12 protein-coding genes and 2 pseudogenes are annotated in these 10,254 nt (G+C 64.9%); 8 read left to right on the forward strand and 6 right to left on the reverse strand.

Going from position 1 to position 10,254, the window contains the following annotated elements:
* Window positions 1-6: 6 nt before the first annotated feature.
* From ACFXIV_RS46495 to ACFXIV_RS46515, 5 genes and pseudogenes are all read left to right on the forward strand, one after another.
* Window positions 7-1,005, forward strand: a complete 999-nt coding sequence (locus tag ACFXIV_RS46495; RefSeq protein ID WP_379404314.1) for a D-alanyl-D-alanine carboxypeptidase family protein — start codon at window positions 7-9, stop codon at window positions 1,003-1,005.
* A gap of 349 nt (window positions 1,006-1,354) precedes the next feature.
* Complete coding sequence (locus tag ACFXIV_RS46500; protein WP_379404316.1) at window positions 1,355-1,771, forward strand: MerR family transcriptional regulator; 417 nt, start codon at window positions 1,355-1,357, stop codon at window positions 1,769-1,771.
* Entirely contained in the window at window positions 1,771-2,130 is a 360-nt protein-coding gene (locus ACFXIV_RS46505) for a thioredoxin family protein (RefSeq protein ID WP_379404318.1), read from the forward strand. The genes ACFXIV_RS46500 and ACFXIV_RS46505 overlap by 1 nt, the downstream gene beginning before the upstream one ends.
* A gap of 1,008 nt (window positions 2,131-3,138) precedes the next feature.
* Window positions 3,139-3,258, forward strand: a pseudogene (locus tag ACFXIV_RS46510) (cytochrome P450); the annotation flags it as partial.
* Window positions 3,259-3,273: 15 nt separating this feature from the next.
* Window positions 3,274-3,420: a hypothetical protein gene (locus ACFXIV_RS46515; RefSeq protein ID WP_379404338.1), complete on the forward strand. Its 147-nt coding sequence runs from the start codon at window positions 3,274-3,276 to the stop codon at window positions 3,418-3,420.
* Between the two features lie 16 nt (window positions 3,421-3,436).
* Here the strand turns inward: ACFXIV_RS46515 and ACFXIV_RS46520 are convergent.
* The 4 genes and pseudogenes from ACFXIV_RS46520 to ACFXIV_RS46535 form a co-directional block, all read right to left on the reverse strand.
* A pseudogene (locus tag ACFXIV_RS46520) lies at window positions 3,437-3,808 on the reverse strand (nuclear transport factor 2 family protein); the annotation flags it as partial.
* A 324-nt stretch (window positions 3,809-4,132) separates the two neighbouring features.
* Window positions 4,133-4,849, reverse strand: coding sequence for a cation transporter (locus tag ACFXIV_RS46525; protein WP_379404320.1), 717 nt, complete (start codon window positions 4,847-4,849; stop codon window positions 4,133-4,135).
* Window positions 4,849-5,178 carry an ArsR/SmtB family transcription factor gene (locus ACFXIV_RS46530; RefSeq protein WP_379404322.1) on the reverse strand — a complete coding sequence of 110 codons (330 nt, stop codon included), beginning with the start codon at window positions 5,176-5,178 and terminating at the stop codon, window positions 4,849-4,851. Before ACFXIV_RS46530 ends, ACFXIV_RS46525 begins: the two co-directional genes overlap by 1 nt.
* Window positions 5,179-5,368: 190 nt before the next feature.
* Entirely contained in the window at window positions 5,369-5,737 is a 369-nt protein-coding gene (locus tag ACFXIV_RS46535) for a hypothetical protein (protein ID WP_379404323.1), read from the reverse strand.
* 424 nt (window positions 5,738-6,161) lie between these two features.
* Here ACFXIV_RS46535 and ACFXIV_RS46540 point away from each other — a divergent pair, with 424 nt between their 5' ends.
* Window positions 6,162-6,788 carry a hypothetical protein gene (locus ACFXIV_RS46540; protein ID WP_379421479.1) on the forward strand — a complete coding sequence of 209 codons (627 nt, stop codon included), beginning with the start codon at window positions 6,162-6,164 and terminating at the stop codon, window positions 6,786-6,788.
* 371 nt (window positions 6,789-7,159) lie between these two features.
* Here ACFXIV_RS46540 and ACFXIV_RS46545 read toward each other — a convergent pair whose 3' ends face one another.
* Window positions 7,160-7,435, reverse strand: coding sequence for a hypothetical protein (locus ACFXIV_RS46545; protein ID WP_379404327.1), 276 nt, complete (start codon window positions 7,433-7,435; stop codon window positions 7,160-7,162).
* A gap of 426 nt (window positions 7,436-7,861) precedes the next feature.
* Between ACFXIV_RS46545 and ACFXIV_RS46550 the strand changes: the two genes are divergently transcribed.
* Window positions 7,862-8,236: a VOC family protein gene (locus ACFXIV_RS46550; protein WP_379404328.1), complete on the forward strand. Its 375-nt coding sequence runs from the start codon at window positions 7,862-7,864 to the stop codon at window positions 8,234-8,236.
* A 256-nt stretch (window positions 8,237-8,492) separates the two neighbouring features.
* On the opposite strand, the gene ACFXIV_RS46555 is transcribed toward ACFXIV_RS46550, so the two are convergent.
* Window positions 8,493-9,368: an NmrA/HSCARG family protein gene (locus ACFXIV_RS46555; protein WP_379404330.1), complete on the reverse strand. Its 876-nt coding sequence runs from the start codon at window positions 9,366-9,368 to the stop codon at window positions 8,493-8,495.
* Window positions 9,369-9,473: 105 nt separating this feature from the next.
* Between ACFXIV_RS46555 and ACFXIV_RS46560 the strand changes: the two genes are divergently transcribed.
* Window positions 9,474-10,055: a TetR/AcrR family transcriptional regulator gene (locus tag ACFXIV_RS46560; RefSeq protein ID WP_379404332.1), complete on the forward strand. Its 582-nt coding sequence runs from the start codon at window positions 9,474-9,476 to the stop codon at window positions 10,053-10,055.
* Window positions 10,056-10,254: the final 199 nt, after the last annotated feature.

The following is a 10,254-nucleotide window of genomic DNA, read 5'->3' on the forward strand; positions in this document are numbered from 1 at the left end:
TTAGCTATGCGTCCGCTACGGCCCGAGTTTCGCGACAATCCCGGCAATGAAATCCCTGAGATCAAAGGGATTGAAAGGCAGAATGTCGCCATGCCCACATTTGCTCGATTGTTGCAGACTGTCGTCGCAGGGGCGCTGGTTGCGGCGGTCAGTCATGGCGTCGCGGCCGCTCCCGCCGCGAGCGCCCCGAATGGCCTGTTGCCTTGGCCGAGTTCCGAGCCGGACGGAATACAGGCGCCGGGGGCTGAACTGGCAGACGGAATTACCGGCACGATGCTGTGGTCGCGGGAGCCGAACACGCCGGTCCCGATAGCCAGCATCGCAAAGGTGATGACGGCACTGGTCGTGATCGATGCCGGCGACCTCGACCGGACTGTCACCGTGCCGCAGGAGGCCATGTCCTATTGCGCCCGGAACGACGGAAGCAGCGCAGGCCTGGTCCCCGGCGAAGTGTTCACCACACGACAGGCCCTGTACGCGATGATGCTGCCTTCCGGCTGCGACGCCGCTTATACCCTGGCCGATGCCTACGGGCCCGGCCAAGACGGCTTCATCGCCAGAATGAACAACACCGCAGGGCAAATGGGCCTGACGGAAACACATTTCACCGATCCCAGCGGACTGCCCTCCCCCGACGACTACGCCACCTACTCCACACCGGCGAACCTGGTGGCCCTCGGCCTGCGCGCGATGAGCCTGCCGGCGTTCCGCGAGATCGCCGGGTCGGAGAGCTATCACCTGCCCGCCGGCCCGGGCAATCGTGAGCACCACTGGCAGACCACGAATCTACTGCTGCGCGAGTATCCCGGCACCATCGGCATCAAAACCGGATCCACCGACGCCGCAGGAGCCTGCCTGCTGTTCGAGACGGTGCGGGCTGGAATACCGCTGATCGGTGTGGTCCTGCACAGCTCACCCGGCAGCGGCCGCGCCGCGAAGGAAGACGCTGAGCGCCTGCTGAACTGGGCCTACGACCCCGTCTTCAGCGCGCTGCCGATCCGTTAGCGCCGAATACCGCAGGCCACCTGCGGATCCCGGCCCCACGAACGCCAACGGCCCGAAATCGACTCGGACCGTTGGCGTTCCACGGCATCGGGAGGCGTCACATTCGTACCGCCAGGTGACGGCAGCCCGGTCACCCGCGGCATTCTTCAGGGGACCTCTGATACCCGGTACGCGACTCCGTCGTCGACCAGATATCCCGATCCCACGGCAACAATGTCGTTGAGCCATGAGTAGTTCCGCTGATCTATGAATCCTGCAGCAGGAAGGAGAAGTACGCGCATCAGCGGCTGGCGCTCCGAGGGGTGCTCGAGCTTGCCTTGACGCCGAGGTCAATGTTTACGGTCGGGGCATGAGGATCGGCGAGTTGGCGAAGCAGGCGGGGACAACGACACGTGCGTTGCGGTTCTACGAATCGCAAGGGTTGATCACGGCAGGGCGTGAGGCCAACGGGTACCGGGAGTACAGCGATGCCGATGCCCGGATGGTCGAAGAAATTCGGGCACTGCAGGCTGTCGGGTTCAGCCTGGAGGACACGCGGCCGTTCGTGGAGTGTTTGCGGGCAGGCCATGAGGCCGGAGACGCGTGTTCCGATTCGATCGACGTATACCGCCGCCGTCTCGCCGAAGTCGACGCTCTGATGGATCAGCTCACCGCCTTGCGCGCGGCCTTGACGGACAAACTTGTGGCGGCACAGGCCAGGCAGGCCGATTCATGCTGTGGTGGTGTCGAATTGGCATCGGATCTGTGTGAAGCGAAGGAATCGTGATGTTGTCGAACGATGTTGGGTCCGAGCTGAAAGTCGTGACCGACGAGACCTTCGAGCGCGAGGTACTCGAACACCCGCGACCCGTGCTGGTCGAGTTCGGGGCCGAATGGTGCCCACCGTGTCGGATGGTCGCACCCGTCCTGGCCGCCATCGCTCGTGAACGCGCCGACATGCTCACCATCTACAAGGTCGACACTGATGAAAATCCCTCCGTCACAGCCACTTACCGGGTCATGTCGGCGCCGACCCTCATCCTCTTCCGGGGCGGTCGGCCGATCCTCACCGTGGTCGGCGCGCTCCAAGGCCAAGCTTCTGTCCGCGCTCGACCATGCGCTCGCCTCTGCCCCTCGGAATCCTGAAGGCTGGTAAGCGCAGGCGTTCGGCACGGATTTCGACGCGCCGGACGGGTTGACTCCGCGCGGCTGCCGGGCGCACCATCAGCGCACTGCTGCTCAGGGTGGGAAGGGGTTTGCCGTGACCGACAGCCATCAGGAGTTCTTCGATCATCTCGACTGGTTCGATGAGGGCCACTGCGCGCGGCTGGACGATCAGCTCACCTGGGCGCGTGGGCAATGTCCGGTCGTGCATTCGGGATTCGGTGGTGGAATGCATGTGGTGACACGGTACGAAGACCTTGTCACCGTGGCCGCGCATCCGGATATCTTCAGTTCGTCCATGCCCGGATTGACTTCTGTGCCAGTCGCTTTGCCGCCCATAGACGTGGATCCGCCGCTGCATCACGACTTCCGGGCGTTCCTCAACGGTCCGTTCTCGCGGTCGGCGTTGCAACGATACGCGCCGGTGGTGCAGCAGCTCGCCGACGAACTCATCGACCAGTTCGCCGACCGCGGGGAGGTCGAGTTCGTCAGCGAGTTCGCGATCCCGTTCACCGCGGGCGCGCTGGCGAAGATCGTGCTCGACGACGACAACCAGGAGCGGCTGGCGCGCGCGGTCGATGCCGTCACCCAGGTGTCGGTGCAGAACACGCCCGAAAGTTTCGCCGCCGTCGCGGAATTGGCCGCCGAGCTCATGGCCGAACGCGAGGCCGCGCCGCGCGCGGATCTGCTGCAGTCCATCGTCGATGCCACCGTCGCCGGTGGCCGACCGCTCACCATGGAGGAACGGCTCGGCGTGGTCACCGTGCTGCTGCTGGGAGGGCTCGACACCACCCGCGGCGCACTCGCCTACATCGCCGAGTTCCTGACCGAGATACCCGGCCTGGAAGCGCGCCTGCGTGAACCCGATTGGTCCACACGCGATCTGGACGAGCTGCTGCGCTACACCTCGACCGTGAGCGTCATGGGCAGGCTCGTCATGGAGGACAACGACCTGCTCGGCGTCCCGATGCCAAGGGCGACCGCGTCGCAGTGCACTGGCGTTCGGGCAACCGCGACAGCGACCGCTTCGACAACCCGGACCAACTCGACTTGGACCGTAACCGCAACCCGCACTTGGCCTTCGGCATCGGCATCCATCGTTGCGTCGGCCGCCACTTCGCCCGCATGCAGCTCGACATCGGCATCACCCGCCTCCTGAACCGCCTCACCGGCTTCCGCCTCGCCCCCGGCACCGAAGTGCAGCGGTCGGTCGGCATCAGCGTCGGCGCACCTCGCGAACTACACCTGCGCTTCGACCCCGTCACGCCCTGACCTGTCCGAGTGCCGCCTAGGCGCGGCCGAACACCTCGTGGGTCCCGACCTCATGGGTGACCTCTTGCCGCCAGCCCACGATCCGCCACCCGTCCGAGGTGCAGGCAGCCTCGGCGTGGTACCAACCGAACACTTCGAACATGAGATCCGGTCGATTCGCACCGATGTGGTGGACCCGCATCTTCGCCGACATCGTGGCACGCTCGCCGTCAACAACAGCTTGCTCGTGGCCCATCAAATGCTGTGTGGGACCACATTTGTCGAGGTATCCACGAATCATCGTGACGAGATTGTCCCGGCCGTCGACTATTTCGGCCCCCGCATAGTCCGCCTTCACATCGGGCGCGAACACGCCGTCGAGGCCCGCCCAGTCCCGCCGGTCGAGCGCATCGGCAACCTGTGAAGCAGGGCGATAACTGCGTGCCGTTCGCTGGTCATTGCCGGACCGTAACGGCCGAACCCACGTCCCGACTGGTGGTCGTCTCGCTGATCGGGACGATCAGCTGGACCGACAACCGAATGAGTCCACAAGCCAACCGAGCGGTCGATACCCGCTCGTGCCGCTTCCCGCGCCGCCCGAACGGGCAACACTGGCCGTCGAAAGGTCGACCTGTCCGAGGAGATGCTGCGCATTGCCCGCGACCAGGTACCGGCCGACGACGAATCCTATTGCGGCGGTGATGTTCATCGGCTCGGCCTGGCAGATTGCGGCTCAGTCGTCGCAGCAAGCGCAGTCGTGCGCGGCGGTGCCGGGGTTCGTGGTGAACGCGGCCGGTGATGGGCAGCAGGTATCGCCACGCCAGGCGTTGATGCCTTCCTTCACCGCGATACCGGCGATGACGAGTGCGGCGATCGGGTCGGCCCACGACCACCCGAACAGGCTGTTGAGCAGCAGCCCCACCAACAGCACCGCCGACAGGTAGGTGCACAGCAGCGTCTGCTTGGAATCGGCCACCGCAGCAGCGGATCCGAGTTCACGCCCGGCGCGGCGCTGGGCCCACGACAGCACCGGCATCACCGCCAGGCTCACCGCTGCCAAGATGATGCCGATCGGGGAATGCTCCGCCGCACCGACCCCGAGCAAGCCGCTGATCGCGTCGACGCTGACGTAGGCAGCCAGGGCGAAGAACGAGAACGCGATGACCCGCAGCGCCACCCTCTCCCGCTTCTCCGGATCGCGGCCGGCGAACTGCCACGCGACCGCAGCAGCAGAAGACACCTCGATCACCGAGTCCAACCCGAACCCGATCAACGCCGTCGACGACACTCGCGCGCCTTCACTCAGCGCGATGATCGCCTCGACGACGTTGTAGGTGATCGTCGCGGCCACGAACCAGCGAATACGACGCGCCAGCAACGCCCGCCGCTGCGACGCGGGCCCCACCGCCACCGCCGCAGGCAGCGACGGCATTCCCAGCGACTGCGACATCAGCAGCACCCCTCGGAGCCCGAGTCCGGGCAGCACGTCGGATCGACGGCCAGCACCAGCCCCGTCAGATCATCGAGAGCCCGCCCGATCCGAGCGTCGGCCAGCTCATATCGCGAGCGCCGCCCTTCCGGCACCGCCACCACCAGCCCGCAACCCCGCAGGCACGCAAGGTGATTCGACAGAATCTGACGCGACACCCCGATCTGCTCGGCCAGATCGGACGGATACGCCGGCGCCCGGCGCAGGCTCAACAAGATCTGGGTGCGAGTGGGGTCCGACAAGGCGTGCCCGAAGCGGGCCAGCGCATCGCGATGCAGCAGGGTATCCACACCATGATAGTACAGCAGAATCTGTATTCAGAAAATCATGAATTGTGAGAAGGCGCGACCAACGCAAGCTCATGCCGCGAGTCGCCCGCTGCGGAACGGCGATCAATGGCCCCAAAGATCGACGGGCAGAGGTCATCCAAAGCCGCAGGGCAGTGCGCTACTTTGCCGAAGAGCGTGTGGGTCCGAGTGGTCATTCAGTGAGGAACTGGTGTAGTTCCGCAGCGACGACGTCGCGGTCGGCGGTTTCGCTGAACAGAGTTGCCAGTGCTGCGGAGGGGCGGTTGGCATCGAGGTAGCGCTCGGTTCGTCCCATCCAGATGAGCAGTTGTCCACCGTCGACGGCCAGCGCCGGTTCGTAGATTGCGAGTTGACGGATCTGTGGCGCTCTGAGCGCTGTCGCGAGGGCGATCAGCCCACCCGAGCTCAGACCGAACATCTGTGTCGCACCGGTTTTCAGCACGAGGGCGGTGAGGTCGCCGACCTCGGTGTCCAGACTGTGCACGGCCGCAGCGCCCGATGCCGCACCGTTCTTGCCCGATGTCGCGGTTGTGCGGCTCATTCCGCGCCCGCGGCGGTCCGGAAGGTGCGGGGCATGCGATGACGACGACTCCCAACTCGCCAATATCGGGTCGGCAGGGCCAACCTCGACGCCGAGGCAATCGAGAAGCCTTTGGGGCGCATGACCGATATCGCGCCCCTCGCCTCTGCCGCCCGGGCGGTGTTCGGCGACCCGGGTATGCACGCGGTCGTGCGGTCCGGCGCACTGTGCACTCGGTCAGCCTCGGTCAATGGGTCGAGGGCGAGGAAGTACCAGAGCTGTTGTGTCACACCGGGTCGTCGGGTGGTCCTCGACTGCGCTGGAACCGACCCGTGCGGAGGTCACCTGCGCTCGCTGCCTACACAAGATCGGCGGATCGGTCTCGTCAGCGCGTCAGCTTCCGCCAGGGACCGACAGTGCGCCTCCACCGTCGGCTGGCTCGGGTATGGGCGTCGGTCCCTGGTGGCAGGATGCAAGTGTGGGTGACTATTTCGAACGAATCGTCGACCTCGATGTGACCTCGGCGGACGCGAGCATGTTGGCCGAGCACATGGTGGACTGGATGGTGTCGCGGCGATGGCTGCTTCGGGAGACTTCGCGCGACGCGATGTACAGCCTCCAGGTCGACGAAGGCTATGTGCCAGGCCCCGACTGGCCGCAGATCACCCAGGAATGGGGCGCCGACTGGATCCCCGGCCCCGTTGCCGTCATCGTCGGACGCCACGACCACTACGCCGGACAGGGCGGCATCGAACCGTCCTCCGCGGTATGCCCACGCTGTCGGGACACCACCGTGATCATCGACTACCCGCAGCAATGGGAAGCCGATCCCGCTGTATGGCAGCCGTTCTCGGACGCCATCAACGCTTGGAAACAAACAGGCACCGGCGCAGCAATCTGCCCCTCCTGCACCACACCGAGCCCCATCACCACCTGGCAATGGGCAGACAACTTCGCCCTAGGCAGCCTCGCCTTCGACTTCTGGGGTTGGCCGCCCCTCACCGAGGACTTCATCACCGAATTCGCCGGCCGACTCGGGCACCGAATCGAACACCACACCGGCAAGTTCTGAACCGAGGCTTCCGGCAATCAGCTGAGCGCAGCGCGGTGACGATCGAACTCGGCACGGAGACCACCTTCCCGGTACAGGCCGCCGCCATGCCCGCGCAGCACACTGCGCGACGCAATGGACCGCCAGCCCGGCTGAGGTAGATCGGTTTGCCGATTCGACCGGATTCATCCGCAGCGCGGGATATGAAATAGGCCGACGCGCGTCTGTCACCCGAACGCACTCAACTGCCGCATGGCGCGCGGGTCGAATCGGCCACGCAGCGACCTCGAAGACCAACGGGCACAGATCATCTCTGGTAGCGCGCGGCCGTCGGCACTGCACGGCAATGCCGAGAAGAGCATACTTAAGCGCCGCCCTTCATCGCCGTGGGACTACTTTGCCTCGTTGCCCGGAACGAAGTGTGTGGCGAGGCGTGCACAGAGCGTGGCCAGGGCAGATTCCTCGATGCGTGGTCGGTCGTTCCAGGAGTCGATGTTGAACCAGGACACCGTATCCGGGGCACCTCCGGGGCGGATGAACACATGCTGATGAAAGTGCGCGACACTGCGGCCGGTAATCGCAGAGAACACGAAATCAGGGGCCAGCTCGTTGCGCAGGGCGTGGGCGGCCCGGCGAACCGCCCACCCGACCTGCCGCGCCTTCGGCAACGCTTAGATCGGCCGCGGTCAGGACGTGACGCACGGTCTCGACGAACAGATACCCCGGCATCGGCGACCCCTCGGACAACGGTCGGTGCGTCACCACCACCAAATCATCGACATAGATCACCGGGCCTACCAAACGGCCTATGCCCGGTGCTTTTCACAGACGAGGCGCTCGTTCCCCACTCCGCGACAGTGCCGGTAGACCCTCATCCGCGCTCACGACGAACACGACGGCAAGCGCGAGCCCAGCCGAGAGGCGGTGACAGAGATCGGAACGAGTTCACAGCACACGCGTAGCGAATCACGCGATGCCGAATCGAGAAGCCATGTGGCGCAAGCCATCAACTCAGGCCGGTGTTGGCCTGTGATATTCATGGTGGTGGCGCGGCCCCTTGCGAGAGGCGGGGGCCCAGAAGTCTCGGGGGAGCTATGGCCTCTATAGCCAGATTCGGTGCGATCGCACTCGACAGCCGTGATCCACGCGGCCTCGCGCAGTTCTACCGCGCCCTGCTGGATTTCGACTTGCGTTACGAATCAGACGAATTGGTCGTGCTACAGGGCTCGAAGGTGACGTTGACGATCGAGCACGTGGCCGGCCACAGGCCACCGGATTGGCCGGGCAATGAGGTCCCCAAGCAAATGCACCTCGATCTGTTCGTCACCGATCTCGATGCCGCAGAGCAGGCGGCCATCGACTGCGGCGCAACCAAGCCGGACTTCCAGCCCGCCCCCGACCGCTGGCGGGTACTCATCGATCCGTCGGGCCATCCCTTCTGCCTCACTGGCCCGCCTGACACCAACTAATGATTAGGCACAGGGCCACCGTCGCTTCCAGGTGGTCAACCCGCTGAATTGCCGCATACCGCGCTGACCGAACCGGCCAGCGCGGGGGATCGGAAAATCAACGGGCAGAGCGCCATACAGCCGCCGGCAGTGCGCGCTATGTTCAGTGCGTTCGATCGCTACCCGTTGTTCTCACAGCGTTGTGCGCGCATGTAAGAGCCTTCGGCCATCGCCTGGCAGCGGAAGATCAACCCGATGAGGTCATTTCGGGCTGCGGTCAGGGTCGCGGATCGAGCAGTGGTTGGATCAGTTCCGCTCCACGGCGTTGCAGCCAGTTCCGCATACTCAGCAATCCTGGGTGCAGCGAACGCAGTTCATCGATGTCGACATAGGGAACACTGCCGTCCCCACTGTTGAACAACTCGTAGGCGCGGGCGAACCCTTCGTTGATACTGCGTAGTTCCTCGATCGAGCGTTGGATATAGGGAACTTCCCTGCCGACGACGGCACTGGCATGGGCGGCGACCTCGGGAGGCGTCAAGACGTCACCGACCAGCTCCAGCGTCCGGCCTTGATAGTTGTCCGGGTTCCGCAACGCCAGTGCGGTGAAAGCGCCGATGTCATCGAGCGCGATGAACTGCTGACGTACATGGGGAGCCGCAGCGGTCCGCAGCGCACCGTCGCGAATCCCGACGGTGGCCGACTGCGTGATCAGGTTCTCCATGAACGAACTCGGTCGCAACACTGTGGCCGAGATACCTGACGCGGCGATGTACTGCTCGATCTCCCATTTGGCCGACTGGCCACCGCGATCGGCACCCAGACCCGAGCTGTAAACCAAATGCCGCACTCCATGTTTCACGGCCGCATCGGTGATCGCCTTGCCTGCCTTAACCTCGTCCTGCTCCGGAGACAGCGGTCCGGGGTGCACGCTATATACGCCGTAGGCGCCCTCGACGCAGCGATCAATCGTTGCGAGATCCTCCAACGAGCCCGCCACGACCTCCACGCCGGCGTCGGCCAAACGTCGAGCTTCGATTCTGTCGGGACGGCGAGTCAACGCGCGCACTCGCCAGCCGTCAGCGAGCAGCCGGGATGCGACCGCTCCTCCCTGCTGTCCGGTCGCGCCAGTGACGAATACAACCTGGTCCATCGCTGTCCTCCCCAAAACGAAGTCATAAAACCGGAGAACTATCTCCGGTTAGGGAGCATACGGAGAGAGTTCTCCGTTTCGCAAGATCGGAGTTACCATCGACCGATGAGTGGCCAGGCCGAACCGACCAGCAAACCGTTGCGCGCGGACGCTCGCCGCAACCGTGACCAGGTATTGGCCGTCGCCCGCGAGATACTGGCGGCCGAGGGCGGCTCGGTCTCTTTCGACGAGATCGCGCGCCGCGCCGGGGTTGGTGTCGGCACCGTGTACCGGCATTTCCCCACTCGCACCGCACTGTTCGAATCGATCGTGGTCGGCCGTGTCCAGGAGTTCACCGAACGAGCACGCACACTGGCCGCCGACGACACCGCGGCAGGCGGGGCATTCGATGGCTATTTCGCCTACCTGGTCGGCGAGATCGCGCACAACCAGGCGCTGTGCGAAGCCCTCGACCACGGCACCAGATCCGCACTCGCGATACCCGACCAGTTATACGACGAGTTCAATCGATCGTTCGAAGACGTTCTCGCACAGGCGAAAAAGGCAGGGACGGTAAGAGCGGACGTCGACGGCACCGACGTGCTCGATCTGCTCATCGGAACCGCGAGAGCGGTCCGCCGCGCTCAACCGCGCGGCTCCGCGAACCAGCTGATCACACTCGTGCTCGACGGGCTCCACACCCGATAACCGACCACCACGCAGTGTCGACGGAGCGCGCGCTTGCAGCGAGTCCGCTCGAACTTACTGGGTAATTGAGCGATGCCCCGCGCAATCTGATGAACGCACTATTCTGCCGCATGGCGCGCGGTTCGAATCGGCCACGCGGCGACCTCGAAGACCAACGGGCACAGATCATCTCTGGTAGCGCGCGGCCGTCGGCACTGCA

The sequence above is a fragment of the Nocardia sp. NPDC059236 genome, from assembly GCF_042754085.1.
In the GTDB taxonomy this organism is placed as follows: Bacteria; Actinomycetota; Actinomycetes; order Mycobacteriales; family Mycobacteriaceae; genus Nocardia.